The organism is Rhodococcus tukisamuensis NBRC 100609 (assembly GCF_001894985.1).
GTDB classification, from domain to species: domain Bacteria; phylum Actinomycetota; class Actinomycetes; order Mycobacteriales; family Mycobacteriaceae; genus Rhodococcus_G; species Rhodococcus_G tukisamuensis.
In genome coordinates this window covers 1-17509 of the sequence record NZ_BCXG01000016.1, presented here as the reverse complement: position 1 = coordinate 17509, position 17509 = coordinate 1, and the positions used below count along the sequence as shown (strand labels likewise).

Sequence of the window (17509 nt, the reverse complement as noted above, 5' to 3'; positions counted from 1 at the left end):
CGCCCCGCCTTGTGCGGGGCGCTCGTGCTGGAACGGGACCGGAGCCGATCTGAGTATCAGCCGGCGAGCGACCGCGCGATCACCAGGCGCTGGATCTGGTTGGTGCCCTCGAAGATCTGGGTGATCTTGGCTTCGCGCATGTACCGCTCGACCGGGAAGTCCTGGGTGTAGCCGTAGCCGCCGAAGACCTGGACCGCATCGGTCGTGACCTTCATGGCGGCGTCGGTGGCGATCAGCTTGGCCACACTCGCCTGGCGTGAGTAGGGCAACCCGGCGTCGCGTCGCCGTGCGGCGTCGAGGTAGGTGGCGCGCGCAGAGTCCACGGCGGCGGCCATGTCGGCAACGAGGAAGCCGAGCCCCTGGTGGTCGATGATGCGCTTGCCGAATGCCTTGCGCTCCTTGGCATATGCAACCGCGTCGTCGAGTGCGCCCTGGGCGAGCCCGACCGCGACGGCGGCGATGCCGAGTCGGCCCGAGTCGAGCGCGCTGAACGCGATCGGCAGGCCCTGGCCGGTCTGTCCGATGAGGCGCTCGGCGTCGACGAAGGCGTCGTCGTAGTGTGCGGAGGTGGTCGGCACCGCCCGCAGTCCCATCTTCTCCTCGGGCTTGCCGAAGCTCAGGCCCTCGGTCGCGGAATCGACCAGGAAGCAGGAGATCCCGCGCGGTCCGTCGTCGCTGGTGCGCGCGAAGAGCGTGTAGAAGTCGGCGCGACCGCCGTTGGTGATCCACGCTTTCGAGCCGTTGATCCGGAACCCGCCGTCGACGGCGGTGGCCTTGCAGGTGAGCGCGGCCGCGTCGGAGCCGGCCTGCGGCTCGGAGAGGCTGTAGGCGCCGATGGTGTTGCCGCTCAACATGTCCGGCAGCCACTTGGCCTGCTGCTCGGTGGTGCCGTGAGTGGCGAGCGCGAAGCAGGACAGGCTGTGGACGCTGGTTGCCACGGCCACGGCCGCCCAGCGCGCCGCCAGCTCCTCGAGTACCTGGAGGTACACCTCGTAGGGTTGGCCGCCGCCGCCGAACTCCTCGGGATACGGCAGGCTCAGCAGACCCGCGCGCCCGAGTGCGGGGAACACCCCGTCGGGGAAGGTCTCGGACTTCTCGTGTGCGTCGACCTTGGGGCGCAGCACCTTGTCTGCCACGTCGCGGGTCAGCGCGATCAGGTCGTGAGCTTCCTGGCTGGGCAGCAGTCGTTCGACGGGCATGCGCTCTCCTCGGGTCAATAACGGTACTAGCATCGATACTGCAGTACTGTTATCTGTATGGCAACCCAGGTGCGTGGCGCGGCCCGCAAGGCTCAGCTGCTCGACCAGCTCGTCGAGCTGCTGTTGGCGGAGGGTTTCGCCCACCTCACCCTCGACGAGTTGGCGACCAGGCTGCGGTGCTCGAAGTCCACGCTCTACGGACTGGCGGCCAGCAAGGAACAGCTCGTCCGCGCCGCGACGGTCCACTTCTTCCGGGGTGCGACCGAGCGGGTGGAGGAGCGACTAGCCGGGGCGAGCGGCGCCCGAGACCGCATTCGGACCTACCTGGAAGCGGTCGGCGAGCAGCTGCGCCCGGCGTCGACGCAGTTCATGGAGGACCTCGCCGCGAACGCGGCCGCCCGGGAGGTCTACGAGCAGAACACCCGCTACGCGGCGGGTCGAGTGCAGGACCTCATCACAGAGGGGGTCCGGGCCGGCGAGTTCCGGGACGTCCACGCGGCGTTCGTCGCCGAGGTGACGGCGTCGACGATGGTGCGGATCCAGCGCAGGCAGGTCGCCGAGACGACCGGACTCGGCGACGCGCAGGCGTACGAGGAGCTGGCCGCGCTGGTCACCCACGGTCTTGCGATCTGACAGGGTCTTGCAATCTGACGGCGAGTGAACCCTGAACAGGGGAAACGATGTTTGCAACTGTATAACTGTATGAACACTGGCAGTTGTCGCTCGCCGCGCCGCCCGGCAGCAGCCGTCGCGATGCGACCTTCGTGCGGCAGGCCCCGTCTGAACCATGGAGGAACCCCCATGCCCCAAAACGTGATTCGCCGGGTAGCGGCGGCCGTCAGCGCCGCTGCGGTGGTGGCAGTCGGACTCGTCGCCGGCAGCGGGGCCGCGTCCGCGGCGCCGACCTCGGCGACCAAGACAACCGACAACGTCAAGGTCACCAAGAGCGTCTCGCCGGGCAGCGCGGAGCGCGGCGCCACGGTGACCTACAAGACGGTGTTCGAGGTGACCAGTGCCGTGGACCGGTACCTCGAGACCATCACCGACGTGCATCCTGCCGGGTTCGAGTACGTGGCCGGCAGTGCGAAGGTCACGGCCTCGGGGCTGACCTCGGGCTCGTCGACGAACCCGGTGACGCCGTCGTTGGACAATGCGAACAACAGTCTGTCCGTGTCGGGTTCGTGGCTGGTCTCGGACCGTTGGCTGAGCGAGAACAAGGACGTGACGTTCGAGGTCACCTACAAGGTTCCGGATGCCGCACGGGCCGGGACGTTCGACAGTGGGCTCTCGTTCCAGGTGGGCACCTGGCTCGGGGCGACGACCTTCAACCCCATCGGTGTGAACGTCACCGTCGAGGCGCGGGACATCGCCACCACCACCGGGTTGGAGGTGCCTGGCACCGCAACCGTGGGCTCCGCGGTCGACCTCACGGCCACGGTGGCCCCGACGCCCGCCGGCGGCACCGTGCAGTTCACCGACGGCGAGGTCCCGCTCGGTGAGCCGGTCGGCGTCGTCGACGGCAAGGCAACGCTCTCACACAGCTTCGGCTCGGTGGGTGCCCACCGGATCTCGGCCCGCTTCTCCGGCTCGGACCGGCACGCCGCGTCCGTCTCGCCGACACTGACCACGCAGGTGTCCGTGGCTGACGACGGCGATGGCGACGGCGGCACCGGGTCCGCCGGTTCGCTGGGCCGGTTGTTCGGTTCGTAACAGCACCATCGCGTAGCGCCAGGTCGTGACGAGGCCCCCTGACCCGCCTGGGCAGGGGGCCTCGTCGTGTCCGGCGTCGCCCATCCCGTGGTTCGATGGGGTGTGGTGACAGAACCTATTCGGCTGGAAGTGATTGTCGGCAGTGTCCGGGAGGGCAGATTCGCCCCCGTCGTCGCCGAATGGTTCGTCCGGCGGGCCCGGCATCATCCGGCCTTCGACACCGAGGTCCTGGATCTCGCCGACGTCGAGTTGCCGCACGATCTCTCGGCCACCGCCGAGTCGGACCGGTTCCGCGAGCGGATCGCCTCGGCGGAGGCGTTCGTGATGGTGACGCCGGAGTACAACCACGGTTACCCGGCTGCCCTCAAGAACGCGGTGGACAGCGCCAAGCAGGAGTGGCGGGCGAAGCCGGTCGGGTTCGTCTCGTACGGGGGCCTGTCCGGCGGGCTACGGGCGACCGAGCAACTGCGTCAGGTGGTGGCCGAGGTGCACATGGTCACGGTCCGGCAGACGGTGAGTTTTCACCAGGCCCGCAAGAGATTCGGCCCGGACGGGGAGACCGAGGACGGCGCGGCGATCGACGGCGCCGCCCGACTGCTCGACCAGCTGGCCTGGTGGGCGGACGCCGCGCGGTCGGCGCGCGCGGCCCGGCCGTACCCGGGCTGACGTCGCGGCCGGGCTCAGGACGAGGGAACGAGGGCACCGGGCACCGCCGCTGCGGGTTGCGGGCTCCCCAGGAACGCGGTCTCCTCCGCAATGGTGACCAGGGTCAGCTCACGACGAGTCTCCTTGGTCCGTAACACGATTCGATCTCCCCGCGAGCCGGGCTGGACGACGGTGACGTCCGGCGGCGCGAGCGTCGGGGGCCCTGGCCGTTCCAGCAGTCGGATCGCGGTGACGCCGGGACCGAGCTCGACCGGCTCGATGCCGTCGAAGAGCACCGCGGTGAAACGCGGGTCGATCCGCGTCTCGTTGGTCAGGCGTACCCGGTCCGGACCGGCGATGGCGTCGACCAGTTGAGCCCAGTCCTGCGGGCGGGCCGAGCAGACGAGTACCCGTGCACCGGTGGCGATCGCGCGCAGGACCAGCTGTCGGGCGAGGTACAGCTCGCCGATCACCTCGACCGCGCCGATCTCCGGACCGACGATGCGGGTGGCGACCGCCCGCCCGTCGTCGGCGGACCCGATCAGCTGCCCGCACCCCGCGGTCGGCAGCACCAGGGCATCGAGGCGGTTCGCGTCGATTTCTGCGAAGCCGGTCAGCGAGTCGAGATGGTCGGGCGCGGCGGGCAGGACCGACGCGAGTGCGTCGGCGTGCCGGCCCGACATGGTCGCCAGCCCCGGCGTCTCGAGCCGGTCGGGGCGGGTCCGGGTGGTCAGCCGGCACGACGCGCCGATCCGCACCGCGCCCGGCCGGTGGCCCGGGCGCAGCCGTAGCGCGACGGTGGTGCCGAGACCGGGCTGTGCCCAGAGTTCGGTCAGCAGGTCCTCGGACAATGCCCGTGGCGTGATTCCGTAGCCGGTGTTGCAGGCGCCGGGCAGGGGTACCTGGCTCCAGGCGCGGGCGAAAGACCAGGGCCTCACGCCACGGGTGACCTGCATTGCCGCCGCGTCGATCTCGGCGGCATCGAGGACTCGTGCCGGGCAGCCCGCGGCCTCCAGGGTGCGGACCATCCGGCGGGCGGCGACGGATGCCGCTCGCGCGGCGCCCGTCGCGCCACCGCCCCGACGGGCCACCGCCTCTGACTCGGCGGCGGCGTCGAACCGGAGCACCAACCAGACCGTGCGGCGAGCGGTAGCCGGCAGCGGTCCGATCAACTGGTCGTACACATCGGCGGCGGTAGTGCCCTCACACACCCGGGCGCCGTGGCTGACGATGTCGATGCCGCTGAGACAGAGGTCGTGGTGGTTCAACGATTCCGCGATTGCGGCCACCGGCAGCCGGTGAGACGGCTCGCAACCCTTCCGGGACAGCTCGGTGTGGCTTCCCGGGGGCGGCAGCATCTCGACGACCGCGGCGACGGCGGCTCCTCGGCCGGACGGGTCGAGGTCCCATCCGAGCCCGACGACGGGACCGCCAGGGGACCGGAAGTTCGTGGCGGAGACCGCCGTCCGGTCCCGCCGCATCGGGTAGGCGCACGCGGCGGCGCACCACGACAGCAGGTTGCGTCCCCGGACCGGCGCCATCGCGGCGGCCGCGACCGCGGTGCCCAGCAGCAGCGACTGCCACCAGCACAGCCCGGCCGCCCCGGCCGCCAATGCCGCAGTCACCCCCAGCAACTGAGCGCACACCAGTGCCCGGACCGTCGTGTCCGGCAGCACCGGCCGACGTCGCCCCCGGCGTCGAAACACGATCATCCCCGATTCCCCCCACCACGCATCCCCATGCGATGTGTTCCCCATGGCCGGGCAATTCCCCCGTGCACCGGCCGACGGCCACTGTACTGTGTGCCCCCGTAATGTGCGCCGTTACGGGGGAGGGACCATGGCTGCACAGCCGACTACGCGTGTCCAGGTGAGCGGATACCGCTTCCTGGTGCGACGGATGGAGCACGCGCTGGTGCGTCGGGACGTGCGAATGCTGCACGACCCGATGCGATCCCAGTCGAGGGCGATGACGGTGGGGGCCGTCCTCGCGGTACTGGGGCTGGCCGGGTGCGCCGCGCTCGCGCTGATCCGGCCGCAGGACAAGATCGGCGACGCCCCGATTGTCGTCGGCAAGGACTCGGGCGCCATGTTCGTCGTGGTCGAGGACGTGCTGCACCCCGTCCTCAACCTGGCGTCCGCACGACTTGTCACCGGCAGCGCCGCGGCCCCGGTGATCGTGAAGGAATCCGAGCTCGGCAGCCGGCCGAGGGGAGCCCTGATGGGCATTCCCGGTGCGCCGTCGGCACTTCCGGACGGGGACGCGGTCGCCTGGATGGTCTGTGACGCCGTCGCCGCCGGCGGCAACAGCGCAGTGAGTACCGCGGTGCTGGCCGGCGACCCGGTGCTCGGCGAGCAGGTGTCCACGCTCACCGACGCGCAGGCGCTGCTGGTGCGCGCGGGCGACGGTACGTTCCTCGTCCACGCCGGTACCCGGGCGCGGATCGACCCGGCGGACCACGCGGTCGCGTTGGCCTTCGGTCTCGACGGGATCGAGCCGCGACCGGTCAGCGCCGGGCTGCTCGAGGCCATCCCGGAGGCGCCGGCGCTGACGCCGCCCGTCATCGAGGGTGCGGGGGAGCAGCCGCCGTACTCACTGCCGGGCAAGACCATCGGATCGGTCGTGCAGGTGCAGGACGCGCAGGAGACCCGGTTCTACGTCCTGTTGCGCGGCGGGCTGCAACGGATCAGTCAGGCCACCGCCGGCCTCATCCGGTACTCCGATTCGCAGGGCGCCGCCGGCACGGACTCCGTCACTCCCGACGTCGTGTCCAGGTTGCCGCAGGCGAACGACCTTGCCGTGTCGACCTTTCCGGCGATGCCGCCGGAGTTGGTCGGGGTGGCCGGCAGTCCCGTCAGCTGCCTGTCGTGGAAGCCGGTGCCGGGCGCCGCCGCGGCGCCGGGCGGGCTGCGCGCGACGGTCAGCGTGATCGCCGGGAACACGCTGCCGCTGCCCGACGGTGCTCGTCCCGTCATGCTGGCCCAGGCCGACGGAGCCGGGGACAACGCCGATGCCGCCTACCTGCGTCCGGGCAACGGTGGTCTGGTCCACTCCACGGACATCGCGGCGTCCAGTGAGCGCCGTGGCGCACTGTTCTTCGTGGCCGACACCGGGGTGCGCTACGGAGTCGAGAACGACGACGCGGCAAAGGCTCTCGGACTTACCGCCCCCGGCGCGCCGGTACCGTGGCCCATCCTGTCGCTGCTGGCGCCGGGGCCCACGCTGGGGCGAGAGGCCGCGTTCCTCGCTCATGACGGGGTGGCACCGGACGATCACCCGGTGGTGGTGCCCGACCCCGCTCGCTGACGGACGCGGCGGAGCGGCAGTGACGCGAGCAGTCCGATCCCGAGCAACGCGCCCACCGCGGTCGCGCCGATCAGCGCGGCGTCGCGTGCGCGGTGGTCGGGCGGCGGCGGCGCATCGGGGGCCGCCACCGCTCTCGACCGCGGCTCGCGCCCGGTCGGGGTCAGTGTCGTCTCCGCGGTCACCGCGGCCATCGGGTCGACCACGCCGTGACCGATGTACGGGTCCCAGCCGGTGGCGGGCGCGTGAGCGGTGGCCTCGATCCGGTCCATCACCTGCCGCGCGGTGAGATGCGGATGGCGGGCCCGGACCAGCGCGGCGGTGCCCGCGACATACGGTGCGGCAAAACTGGTGCCCTGCACCGCGCCGCCGTCGGTGGAGTCGGTGACCCCGTCGGGTCCCGTCCGGCGTGGGTCCAGCGAGGCGATGCCGGTGCCTGGCGCCGCGACGTCCACCCAGGGGCCCGCCACGGTGAAGGCAGACGCGGCCCCGCCCGGGTCGACTGAGCCGACGGCGAGGACCTGGTCGTCGTACCAGGCGGGGGTGGCGACAGTGGTGACCGCCTCCCACGGGTCTGCGTGCGGCCGCGCGGGATCCGGCGGCGGGTTCGACGCCCGGCATGCCTCGGTGTCGAGGTTTCCCGCGGCCGCGACGATCACGGCGTCCTTGACCCGCGCCGCGTAGTCCACCGCGGCCCCGAGGACTCCGCCGTCCCCCGAGCCCGCGGGCAGGCAGGCGACCTCCGAGATGTTGATGACGGTGGCACCCAGGTCCGCGGCGCGTCGGACCGCGCTCGCGAGGGTGCCGATGGTGCCGACGCCGCGGGCATTGCGGCCCTCGGCATCCCGGGCGCCGCCGGTCTCCCGGTAGAGGTTGCTGGACTGGCGGATGCTCAGGATGCGGGCGTCCGGGGCCACACCGGCGAACCCGGTCGCGGCGTCGCGGGTCGCCGCGACGATCCCGGCGACAAGTGTGCCGTGGGCGTCGCAGTCCTCGGTGCCGTCTCCGGTGGAGACATAGTCGCCGCCGGGGACCAGACCTGGCAGCCGTTGGTGCGGTGATACGCCGGTGTCGATGACGGCGACGAGCTGCCCGCGACCGGTTGTCAACGGCCACACGGATTCCAGGTCGAGGGCGCGTTGCGGGATGGGGACCTGCGCCAGGTCGGCCACCGCGGAGGTTGCCGTGCAGGGGTCGCGGAGCTCGGTCGCGGGCGCGGTGGGTGCCGAGTTCGGTGGCAGTCGGCCCGGGTCGACAACGGGTGGCAGTACGGCGCCCGCGGTGCCGGGACCGAGCGCGACCGCCCCGGCGACCGCGGCGACGGTCGCGAGTCGGCGGCCGCGGGCGGTCACAGCCCGCGCATCGTCGCGAACAGGCCGGACACCCAGCAGGCCAACGGGACCACCGCCGCGATGGCCGCGTAGTCGACGATCTCGACGCTGCGGCGCGTCACCGGCGAGAAGGCGTGTTCGGGGGCGAGCATGCCGAGCGTGAGTGCGGCACCCGCGCCGAGCACCGCCAGCGCGAACAGGGCGAGCGACGGGCCGGTGCCGGCGACCGCCGCGCCGGTGACGAGCAGCGCGAGCGTCGCGGCGCCCGACCCGATGAGGGCGGCGGCCGGGGCGAGACTGGAGTGGCCGCGTCCGCGCAGCATCAGCACCACCGCACAGACGGATGCGAACATCGTTCCGGGCCAGTAGATCCCGTCGTCGGCGAACAGTCGCGCGGACATCAGCGCGCCGGCGGCTGTCGTCAGGGCCATCGCGCAGACCAGACCGGTGAGGTGCCGGTGCGCCCGCCGGGCACGGGTCTGCAGGCCCTCGAACGCGGCGGGCACACCACCCGCGTCCGAGTCGGGCTCGTCCGGGTCCAACGGCGTCCCGGGCGAGGGGACCGGTGGTAGCGGCAGCGTCGCCAGCAGAATCGACAGGCGAGGCGCGATCGCCAGTCCGGCGAGGGCCGCAGCACCGAGCACCGCGCCGATCACGTGACGGGGCTGGTCGGTCAGCATCCCGGCGGCGGCCGCCGCGCCCGCCAGGACCGCGCCCGTCGCGGTCGCGGTGCACAACGCGAGTCCCACCCCGCCGGCCCGGACGGCCAGCACCGCGAAGACCCCGCAGGCCACCGACCCGAGGAACAGGTGGGCGGCCCCGAGGTGGCCGGGCACCATCAGCGCGCCGGCGGTGAAGGCAAGCGGCAGTGCGCACCCGACGAGTGCGGTCGCGGCGTACCGGTCCCGGTACACCCGGCTGACCAGGGCGCCCGCGGTGAGCGCGAGCACCGCGACTACCAGCGCGGCCAGGGCCCCGGCGACGCCGTCGGCGGTGGACCTCGCCGTCATCAGCGTCGCGGAACCGACGACGGCGGCCGCGGCGGCGACCACCGCGCTCATGGCCCGCGCCGGCCCCGGCCCCCATCGCCGGTGGCGGTCCGCGTCGACGGCCGCGACGTTGTGCATGAGATCGTCGAACAGTGGAGGTGGCGCGGCGCGCTCCGTGGGCGTCAGGACGAGGAGTTCGCCGTCGCGCACCCCGTGCTCGGCGAGGGTCCGCGCGGCATCCAGGGGCGCCTGACCCAGCCGGGACAACGCCCACTGGATTGCCTCCGTGCGGCCCTCGCCGCCGCCGAAAAGGTCTGCGGTGCCGTGTTGACCGAACGGGGCGTGCTGGTCGATCAGATCGACGATGCCGGGGACGATCATCGCCACCGACACGGTGTGCGGCACCGCGAGGTCGATCTGAGTGTGCTCGGTGCGCACCGACAGCCGGCACAGGTCGGACTGCGCGGTGCCGGACCCGTTCGTCGGCCGCCCGGCCACGTCAATGTTGTTCATCCCCGGAAATCCCCCCTGCCACGCAGGTCCCCACCTGCGGCGTTCCTCGACGGAACACGGACGCACTCTACGACAACCGGATTCGACGGTTCGCCACGTTGCGGGAATTCGATCGGCTACCGTTCGTCGTCGATGCATCGTCCCGGGGGGGCGGGACGGGCATCGGGGCAACGCGACGACCATGGGGGTGAACGCGCGTGAGCACTGTGCGTTTCGTACGCAAGGCGCGGCGGGAGGTGCCGCGCGTTCCCGGTGGCGAACTCAGCCTGCAGTCGCCCCCCGAGGTCCCGAAGGTGGTGCCCGGGAACCTGCTCGCCAAGGTGCTTCCGCTGGTGATGGTCGTCGCGGTGCTCGGCATGGTGGCGCTGATGTTCACCTCGGGGATGGCGGCGAACCCGATGTCGCTGCTGTTCCCGGTGATGATGGTCGTCTCGATGCTGGGCATGCTCGGCAGCGGCCGCGGCGGTGGCACCAGGTCGGCGGAGGTCGACGAGGACCGCAAGGACTACCTGCGGTACCTGGACCAGTTGCGGCGCGACGTCTACGACACCGGCCACCAGCAGCGCCGTGCGCTCGAGTGGACTCACCCCGACCCGGACCTGCTGTGGACGCTGGCCGGCACCGACCGGATGTGGGAGCGCCGGGTGGGCGACGTCGACTACTGCCACGTCCGCGTCGGGGCGGGCAGCCAGCGGCTGGCCACCAGGCTGATCGCACCCGAGACCGGGCCGGTGGAGGACCTCGAGCCGGTCGCGGCCGTGTCGCTGCGCCGGTTCGTCCGCACCCACTCCGTGGTGCCCGCGCTGCCGACGTCGGTGTCCCTGCGTGGCTTCGCGGCGATCGGCGTGAGCGGCGACAGGTCCGCCGGCCGTGACCTGGTTCGCTCGATGCTGCTGCAGCTGTGTACTTTTCACGGTCCCGACCAGGTCAGGGTCGCGATCCTGTGCGGGCCGGACACCGCGACCGAGTGGGAGTGGGCCAAGTGGCTCCCGCACGCCGCGAACCCGGAGGTGGTCGACGGCGCCGGCGTGAGCCGGATGGTGTTCGGCTCGCTGACGGAACTCGACGCCACGCTGTACTCGCAGTTCTCGATGCGTGCCGGGTACTCCCGTGGTGCGCCGGCGGCGGCGGGTGTCGCCCAACTGGTGGTCGTGGTCGACGGCGGCATCCTCGACGGCGAGAGCCGGCTTGCCGACGGGTTGGACTCGGTCACGGTGGTGGACCTGACGGGATTCTGCCCGTCGCTGGTGGCCGCCCGCGGAATCGAACTGGTCCTGGACCGCACCTCACCCGGCGAAGTGTCTCTCGGCGCCCGAACCGGATCCGGGGTGGAGACCTTTGCCGTCGCCGACCGGCACAGCGTCGAGCAGGCCGAGACGGCGGCGAGGCGACTTGCCCCGTACCGGGCTGTCGCGGCGGCGGGCACCGAGTCCGACGTCGAGGACGGCCCGCCGACCGCGAGTTGGCAGCAACTGCTCGGGATCTCAGACGTGACGGCCTTCGACCCCCCGATCGCATGGGCTCCCCGCCCGCCCCGCGAGAGGCTGCGGGTGCCGATCGGGGTCGGGGCCGACGGCTCGACGGTGGAGATCGACCTCAAGGAGGCTGCCGAGAACGGGATGGGTCCGCACGGGTTGTGCATCGGGGCAACCGGATCCGGGAAGTCGGAGTTCCTCCGCACCCTGGTGCTGGGACTGATCGCCACCCACTCACCCGCGGCGCTGAATCTGGTGCTGGTCGACTTCAAGGGCGGTGCGACCTTTCTGGGCCTCGACCGGGCGCCACACGTCGCGGCGGTGATCACCAACCTGGCCGAGGAATTGGCGATGGTCGACCGGATGCGTGACGCCCTGGCGGGCGAGATGAACCGCCGCCAGGAACTGCTGCGTTCGGCGGGCAATTTCGCCAACGTGTCCGACTACGAGAAGGCCCGGGCCGCGGGCGCGGACCTGGCGCCGCTGCCCGCATTGATCATCGTCGTCGACGAGTTCTCCGAACTGCTCAGTCAGCAACCGGAGTTCGCGGACCTGTTCGTGGCGATCGGCCGGTTGGGCCGCTCGCTGCACATGCACCTGCTGCTCGCGAGCCAGCGACTGGAGGAGGGCAAGCTCCGCGGACTCGACAGCCACCTGTCGTACCGCATCGGTCTCAAGACGTTCTCCGCCAACGAGTCCCGGACGGTGCTCGGCGTGCCGGATGCATACCACTTGCCCGCGACGCCGGGCTCGGGCTATCTCAAGTGCGACTCGGCGGAGATCGTGCGCTTCGCGGCCGCGTACGTCTCGGGCCCGTGCCCGTCCGGCCGCCCCGGGGCTCCGCTCGGGGCGTCGTCGGCAGCGACGGACCTGCTGCCGCGACCGTTCACCGCGGCTCCGGTTCCGTTGGCGGCCTGGGTGACCGAGCGGCCCGCGCAGTCGCCTCCAGAGCCGGCGCCGGCCGAGGCGTCCGGGCGGACCGTGCTCGAGGCCGTCGTCGAGGGGGTCAGAGGCTGCGGTCCCGCGGCGCACGAGGTGTGGCTGCCGCCGCTGACCGATCCGCCGACACTTGACCAGATCCTGCCGGGGCCGCTCGAACCCGCGTCCACGTCGGCGGGCCTGCGGGCGACGGTCGGCGTGGTGGACCGCCCCTTCGACCAGCGCCGCGCCCCACTGGTGGTGGACCTGTCGGGTTCGCAGGGCAATGTCGCCGTGGTCGGGGGTCCGCAGTCCGGAAAGTCCACGGCGCTGCGAACGCTGATCCTGTCACTGGCACTGACACATTCGCCGCGGCAGGTGCAGTTCTACTGCCTCGACTTCGGCGGCGGCACGCTGGCCGGGCTGGCCGGGGTGCCGCACGTCGGCTCGGTCGCCAACCGCCTCGACGTGGACCGGGTCCGGCGTACCGTCGCGGAGGTGAGCACCGTGCTCCGGCGGCGCGAACAGCGGTTCCGCGAGCTCGGCATCGACTCGATGGCCGAGTTCCGGCGGCTGCGTGGAGCTGGCGGGTCCGACGCCGACGCGGTCACGGCGGACCCCTTCGGCGACGTGTTCCTGGTGATCGACGGCTGGCCGGGCATCCGGCACGACTTCGAGCCGCTGGAGGCTCAGATCGGTGCGCTCGCCGGCCAGGGCTTGTCCTTCGGCGTCCACGTGGTGGTCACGGCCTCCCGTTGGGGCGAGATCCGTCCGGCCCTCAAGGACCAGCTGGGGACCAGGATCGAGCTCAGGCTCGGCGACCCGTCGGACTCGGACATGGGACGGGCCAAGGCATCCCGAGTGCCGGAGGGCAGGCCGGGACGGGGCATGACCCGCGACGGCCTGCACCTGCTGACGGCGTTGCCCCGGGTGGACGGCGTCGCGCGCAGCGTCGACCTCACCGCAGGGGTCGCGGACACGGTGGCGCGGGTGGTCGCGGCGGCGGCCGGAGAGACGGCCCCGCCGGTCCGGATGCTGCCGGAGCGGTGTGCGCGGACGGCGCTGCTGGCCGCAGCCCAGTGGCCCCCGGCCGACCGGGAGGCGCCGTGCCGACGGGTCCCGATCGGCATCGGCGAGGCGGACCTGGCCCCGGCCTACGTCGACCTCGCCGACCAGCCACACCTGCTGGTGTTCGGGGACAGCGCGAGCGGCAAGACCACCCTGCTCCGCGGGATCTGTGCGGGCATCGTCGAGTCGAACACCTCGGGGCAGGCGAAGATCATCGTGGCCGACTACCGGCGGACCATGCTCGGCGCCGTCGAGGGTGACCACCTCGCGGGGTACGCCGCATCGGCGGCGACGCTTTCCACGATGATCACCGAGCTCGCCGGGATCCTGGCCGGACGCATGCCGGGTCCGGAGGTGACCCAGCGGCAACTGCGGGAACGTTCCTGGTGGAGCGGCCCGGAGATCTACGTCGTCGTCGACGACTACGACCTCGTGGCCACCTCCGGCGGAAACCCGTTGGCGCCGCTGCTGGACTACCTGCCGCATGCGCGGGACATCGGTCTGCACCTGCTGGTCGCCCGGCGGACCGGTGGAGCCGCCCGCGCACTGTACGAGCCGGTGCTCGCCCGGTTGCGGGAACTGGTGCCCGTCGGGGTGGTGATGAGCGGCAGCCGCGACGAGGGCGCGCTGGTCGGCGCGGTCCGGGCGAGCGAGATGCCAGCCGGTCGCGGCACGTTCGTCACCCGGTCCGCCACCTCCCTCATACAGGTCGCGTGGCTGGACCCGCTGTGACGGCGGCCCGCGTGCTGGCGATTCACCTCACCGAGTCGGCCCTGTGGGCGCGATCCGGCGCGGCGGAATTCTTCTGCCCCGCAACGGTGTCCGCATCCGCGGCGGGACTGGTGTTCGGCATGGGGCTCGGCCTGTCGGATTCGGCGGTGGTCGAGCGACACCCGATCCGGTACGTGGACGACCGCTACCTCGCGCTCGGTGAGGGCGTCTTCCCGATGACGGAGGTGCTGGCCGGACTGGTCGCGCACGCGGCCGCCGGTTGTGGACTGGACCGACCCGCGGACCTCGTGGTCCTCACCCACCCCGCGAACTGGGGGCGCGGTCGGCGCGGAGCGCTGTCCGCGGCCGGTCGCACCGTGGGACGGGAGGTCACCCTGGTCTCGGTGCCGGACGCGGTGCGCCGGGCGGCGGGTGCCGACAGCGAGGTGGCGGTCCTCGAAGTGGGCTTGCTCGCCTCGACGGCCAGCGCGTCGGGGTCCCTGGACTGCGTCCACCTCGGCGAGTGGGGGTCGGCGGACCTGTGTCTCGGTGGAGGGGAAGGGGACCCGACGGACAGTGCCACGGCGACCGGTGAGCCCGGGCGGGCGGGGGAGTGGGTGGCGGCACTGGTCGCCGCGTGCCCGCGCTGGCCGGCGCGGGTGCTGGTGACCGGTGAAGGTCCCGCCGGGACGGGGCAGGTCCTGCTGCGCGCCCTGGAATCGGGTGGGCGCACCGCGACAGTGGCGACCGAGGTCTCCGGTGCCGAGGTGGTCGCGGGTGCCTTGGCGCTCGTGTCGGCGCCGCTGCCGACGGCGCTGCCCGAGGCTGCCTGGCGGGAGCCGGCAGACCCGGCTCCGTCGCGCGGTGGCAGTCCCGGTCGCCGGAGGGTGGCCGCGGCGTTGGCTGCGGTGGCCGCCGTCACGGGACTGGCCGTGGTGGGTGCCGGCGTCCTCCACTCGCAGGACGGGACTGCGACGGCGGGTTCCACGGCGGCGTGGCCGGCGCCGGCCGCCGGTCCGGCCGAATCCGTTGCCGCCGAACCCCCTGTGGCCCAGCATGTTGCCCCGAAGACCGAGCGCGGTGCGGTGGGCCGGGTCGAACTGGCCGTGCCGCCGGGCTGGGGTGAGCGCGTGGCCGGCCGCCGTCCGGACCGGCTCGAGCTGGTGCGTGACGACGGCGGTCCGGCGCGAATCCTGTTGGTGCAGAAGGAACTCACGCCCGGTGCGGATCTGGACGCGGTGGCGCGGACGTTGCGGCAGCGCATTGCCGAGCGGCCCGGGGTGTTCCGGTCCCTCGAACGGGCGCCGGCGGACGGGCGAGAGGCATTGACATACCGGGAGATCCCCGACCCGGACTCGGAGGTGCGGTGGCACGTGTACGTCGCGGACGGCCTGCAGGTGAGCGTCGGCTGCCAGTCGCTCGCCGACCGCTGGGAGGACCTCGCGGGGGCCTGTGACCAGGCGATTCGGTCGACCTCGGTGACGCTCGGATGAGGAGGGTCGGTTCCTGGGGAAATTGCCCGGGGTCGGGCGGAACCGAACCGCGCCCGGCTCGCGTCCAACTGGGTGTAGGCGCGGTCCGACCGAGGTCCACCCGGACCCGAAGTCGTTGGACACCGGGACGAGAAGTGAGGAGTGGGGCATGAGCGGTCAGATGAGGACCACCACCGAAACGATGGAGTCCGCGTCGCGGCACGTCGGCGACGTGAATGCGGACATCCAGGGACAGCTGTCGTCGCTGCAGGGCCGGCTCGCCGCCGTCAACGGCGCCTGGGAGGGCGCGGCCAAGGTCGCTTTCGACAACCTGATGGCGCGCTGGGATTCGAGCGCCAAGCGGCTCAACGAGTCGTTGCTCGCGATCAGCGAGAACATCCGGGCCAACGGCGTCGCCTACGCGGCGGCCCAGGACGACCACACCAGCGCGATCAACGGCGCCGGCGGCAGCCTGAACATCTGAGTCCGCGTCCACGCGGGGGTAGGCGAACTTCGATCCACTTGATGTAGGGGGAGACATATGAGCGGGACCATGCGTTACACGTTCGGGGCAATCGACGGTGCTCGCGCGGACATCGCCGCTACCAGCGGCAACATCAACGGCAAGCTTGCCGACCTGAAAAGCTACCTCGCGCCGCTCGTCGCGGACTGGGAGGGCTCCGCGTCGGAGGCATACCAGGCGCAGCAGGCGAAGTGGGATGCCGCAGCCAACGACCTGAACCTGGTGCTGGAGGCCATCGGCCGCGCGGTCGGCGCCGGCAACGACGACATGAACGCGACGAACAACAGCGCGGCGGCCAGCTGGAGCTGACGCCGACGCGCAGGGCGCGTACATGAGTGGGTGAACCCCCGGCGGAGGAGAGCCGCCGGGGGTTCACCCGTGTTCCGGATCCGTCGTCAGCTCCGGAACACCAGCAGGGGAACGTGCAGTTCGGCGGAGGTCAGTGAGCCGTGATGCCCGATCAACCGGGACTGCAGCGGCTCCGCACCCGTGCGGATCAGTGCCCCGGAGCCGCAGGCCAGCGCGATCACGTCACCGATCCGCCGCCGCGACGACGCGGTCACGGTCGGGCCGAACCAGCCCAGGCCGATCACCTCCTCGCGGGTGAGCACCTCGTAGTCCTCACCGAGGCGGTCCCGCCACCGAGCCTGGACGTCCGACGCGGCGCCGGCGTCGGTGTACACGTGTCGGGCGCGGGGCTCGCCGCCGATCAGCCGCACCCCCTCGCGCAGCTCGGGCAGCGCATCGAGGTCGACGGGGGACTGGACGTCCACCATGCCGTGGTCGGCGGTGACGATCAGCGCGGTGTCGGCGGGGAGCCGGTCCGCGAGCTGTCGGACCAGCAGGTCCACCTGCGCGAGCTCGAGTGCCCAGGCCTCCGATCCGGCGCCGCGCGCGTGCCCGGTCAGGTCGAGTTCACCGTGGTAGGCGTAGACGAGGGCGCGATCGGACGCCCGCAGAGCGGTCGCGGCGCCATCCACCAGGTCGCCCATCGAGAAGCTGGGGACGAAAGTTCCGCCGCGCAGCACGGCGCGGGTCAGCCCGGACTCGTACTGGTAGGGCGGCCCGACCCGGGTCACGGTGACCCCGTGGTCGGCGGCGCGCTCGAACGCGGTCGGGGTGGGCTGGAACTGTTCGGGCACCAACTCCTTCAACAGGTCCACCCGGGGGCCGTCGCCGTGCAGTCGCCACTTGAGCGGGTTCATCAGGCGGTCCTGGCCGTCGGCCGCGAACAGGTAGCCGACCACCCCGTGTTCACCGGAGGGCAACCCGGTCCCCAGCGAGGAGAGGCTGGTCGCGGTGGTGGTGGGGAACCCGGCGGTCAGGACGGGCCCGGCCAGGCTGGACAGGAATGGGGCCGCGTCGGGATGTGCCGCGAGCAGTTCCGCGCCGAGGCCGTCGATCAGCAGCACGCAGATGCGGGAGACGCCTCCCAGGGGCAGACCGATCCGGTCGGTCTCGCCGGGCACGGCCAAGTGGGACAGTGCGGAGGGGACCAGATCCGACAGCGTCGCCTGGCCGTACCGGGGTGCAAGGAGCATGCGGCCCAGCGTATCGCCGTCGGAATAGTCGCCGGATGAGGTCGATGCGGATTGCACCGGCTCTGACCAGGCGATTTGCCTATCGGTTCACGGTCACGTAACTTTTGTCGA

13 protein-coding genes are annotated in these 17509 nt (G+C 72.1%); 8 read left to right on the top strand and 5 right to left on the bottom strand.

Features of this window, described 5'->3' with window-relative positions; translation table 11 throughout:
* Window positions 1-56: 56 nt before the first annotated feature.
* On the bottom strand, window positions 57-1199 hold the full coding sequence (locus RT2_RS16630; RefSeq protein ID WP_072845911.1) for an acyl-CoA dehydrogenase family protein: 1143 nt from the start codon (window positions 1197-1199) through the stop codon (window positions 57-59).
* A 57-nt stretch (window positions 1200-1256) separates the two neighbouring features.
* Between RT2_RS16630 and RT2_RS16625 the strand changes: the two genes are divergently transcribed.
* The 3 genes from RT2_RS16625 (at window position 1257) to RT2_RS16615 (ending at window position 3575) form a co-directional block, all read left to right on the top strand.
* Window positions 1257-1832 carry a TetR/AcrR family transcriptional regulator gene (locus RT2_RS16625; protein ID WP_072845910.1) on the top strand — a complete coding sequence of 192 codons (576 nt, stop codon included), beginning with the start codon at window positions 1257-1259 and terminating at the stop codon, window positions 1830-1832.
* Window positions 1833-2000: 168 nt separating this feature from the next.
* Window positions 2001-2909: an Ig-like domain-containing protein gene (locus tag RT2_RS16620; RefSeq protein WP_169888409.1), complete on the top strand. Its 909-nt coding sequence runs from the start codon at window positions 2001-2003 to the stop codon at window positions 2907-2909.
* Between the two features lie 105 nt (window positions 2910-3014).
* Complete coding sequence (locus RT2_RS16615; RefSeq protein ID WP_371851178.1) at window positions 3015-3575, top strand: NADPH-dependent FMN reductase; 561 nt, start codon at window positions 3015-3017, stop codon at window positions 3573-3575.
* A gap of 14 nt (window positions 3576-3589) precedes the next feature.
* Here the strand turns inward: RT2_RS16615 and eccE are convergent, their stop codons facing one another.
* Window positions 3590-5266: a type VII secretion protein EccE gene (gene eccE / locus RT2_RS16610; protein WP_083577433.1), complete on the bottom strand. Its 1677-nt coding sequence runs from the start codon at window positions 5264-5266 to the stop codon at window positions 3590-3592.
* Window positions 5267-5393: 127 nt separating this feature from the next.
* Between eccE and eccB the strand changes: the two genes are divergently transcribed.
* A complete protein-coding gene (eccB, locus tag RT2_RS16605; RefSeq protein WP_072845907.1) occupies window positions 5394-6860 on the top strand; it encodes a type VII secretion protein EccB in 1467 nt (488 codons plus the stop codon).
* Here eccB and mycP read toward each other — a convergent pair.
* The gene (gene mycP / locus RT2_RS26525; protein WP_072845906.1) at window positions 6827-8209 is read right to left on the bottom strand and encodes a type VII secretion-associated serine protease mycosin; all 1383 of its coding nucleotides are present in this window, start codon (window positions 8207-8209) and stop codon (window positions 6827-6829) included. The genes eccB and mycP overlap by 34 nt on opposite strands.
* The gene (gene eccD, locus RT2_RS26520) at window positions 8206-9690 is read right to left on the bottom strand and encodes a type VII secretion integral membrane protein EccD (protein ID WP_072845905.1); all 1485 of its coding nucleotides are present in this window, start codon (window positions 9688-9690) and stop codon (window positions 8206-8208) included. Before eccD ends, mycP begins: the two co-directional genes overlap by 4 nt.
* 197 nt (window positions 9691-9887) lie before the next feature.
* On the opposite strand from eccD, the gene eccCa reads away from it, so the two are divergent.
* The 4 genes from eccCa to RT2_RS16575 all read left to right on the top strand — a co-directional run bounded on the left by eccCa (window position 9888) and on the right by RT2_RS16575 (window position 16166).
* Window positions 9888-13883, top strand: a complete 3996-nt coding sequence (eccCa, locus tag RT2_RS16590; RefSeq protein ID WP_072845904.1) for a type VII secretion protein EccCa — start codon at window positions 9888-9890, stop codon at window positions 13881-13883.
* Entirely contained in the window at window positions 13865-15355 is a 1491-nt protein-coding gene (locus tag RT2_RS16585) for a type VII secretion-associated protein (RefSeq protein ID WP_139191273.1), read from the top strand. Before eccCa ends, RT2_RS16585 begins: the two co-directional genes overlap by 19 nt.
* A 148-nt stretch (window positions 15356-15503) precedes the next feature.
* On the top strand, window positions 15504-15818 hold the full coding sequence (locus RT2_RS16580) for a WXG100 family type VII secretion target (protein ID WP_072845902.1): 315 nt from the start codon (window positions 15504-15506) through the stop codon (window positions 15816-15818).
* A 57-nt stretch (window positions 15819-15875) separates the two neighbouring features.
* Window positions 15876-16166 carry a WXG100 family type VII secretion target gene (locus tag RT2_RS16575; protein WP_072845901.1) on the top strand — a complete coding sequence of 97 codons (291 nt, stop codon included), beginning with the start codon at window positions 15876-15878 and terminating at the stop codon, window positions 16164-16166.
* An 86-nt stretch (window positions 16167-16252) separates the two neighbouring features.
* On the opposite strand, the gene RT2_RS16570 is transcribed toward RT2_RS16575, so the two are convergent.
* Complete coding sequence (locus RT2_RS16570) at window positions 16253-17398, bottom strand: alkaline phosphatase family protein (protein WP_072845900.1); 1146 nt, start codon at window positions 17396-17398, stop codon at window positions 16253-16255.
* Between the last annotated feature and the right edge of the window lie 111 nt (window positions 17399-17509).

Bases quoted from the DNA above. Each gene is read 5' to 3' on its own strand.
- RT2_RS16630 (WP_072845911.1), bottom strand. From the start codon at position 1,199: ATGCCCGTCGAACGACTGCTGCCCAGCCAGGAAGCTCACGACCTGATC.
- RT2_RS16625 (WP_072845910.1), top strand. From the start codon at position 1,257: ATGGCAACCCAGGTGCGTGGCGCGGCCCGCAAGGCTCAGCTGCTCGAC.
- RT2_RS16620 (WP_169888409.1), top strand. From the start codon at position 2,001: ATGCCCCAAAACGTGATTCGCCGGGTAGCGGCGGCCGTCAGCGCCGCT.
- eccE (WP_083577433.1), bottom strand. From the start codon at position 5,266: ATGATCGTGTTTCGACGCCGGGGGCGACGTCGGCCGGTGCTGCCGGAC.
- eccB (WP_072845907.1), top strand. From the start codon at position 5,394: ATGGCTGCACAGCCGACTACGCGTGTCCAGGTGAGCGGATACCGCTTC.
- eccD (WP_072845905.1), bottom strand. From the start codon at position 9,690: ATGAACAACATTGACGTGGCCGGGCGGCCGACGAACGGGTCCGGCACC.
- RT2_RS16580 (WP_072845902.1), top strand. From the start codon at position 15,504: ATGAGCGGTCAGATGAGGACCACCACCGAAACGATGGAGTCCGCGTCG.
- RT2_RS16575 (WP_072845901.1), top strand. From the start codon at position 15,876: ATGAGCGGGACCATGCGTTACACGTTCGGGGCAATCGACGGTGCTCGC.
- RT2_RS16570 (WP_072845900.1), bottom strand. From the start codon at position 17,398: ATGCTCCTTGCACCCCGGTACGGCCAGGCGACGCTGTCGGATCTGGTC.